General features: G+C 56.4%; 1 protein-coding gene. It reads left to right on the top strand.

Translation table 11 applies throughout. The features are described 5' to 3' along the window. On the top strand, nucleotides 1-241 hold a 241-nt coding region (locus AAEZ05_RS29980; protein ID WP_350650294.1), incomplete at both ends, for a hypothetical protein.

The following is a 241-nucleotide window of genomic DNA, read 5'->3' as shown; positions in this document are numbered from 1 at the left end:
GACCAAGGACCCGAAAAAAAGCCAGTCGCTGCTCGCGCACTTTTCGCTGGCTGATCGTCAGAACCGTAAGCCTGGCGTTCTCATACAACTGGCAAGCGGGTTCGTACCGGGCGGGAGCTTTACAGGTATTGGCGACACGCAAGATGGCCTGGACGCCCTCTTCAAGAAAATGGCCGCCGGCGCTCTGAAAACACCGCTGAATAAAAGCCGTCAGTCAAAGATCGAGGGGGACGTGTTTTCC

Origin of the sequence: Pseudomonas sp. HY13-MNA-CIBAN-0226 (assembly GCF_040310305.1) — a bacterium.
GTDB lineage: Bacteria > Pseudomonadota > Gammaproteobacteria > Pseudomonadales > Pseudomonadaceae > Aquipseudomonas > Aquipseudomonas gregormendelii.
This window is presented reverse-complemented; position numbering and strand designations above follow the sequence as displayed.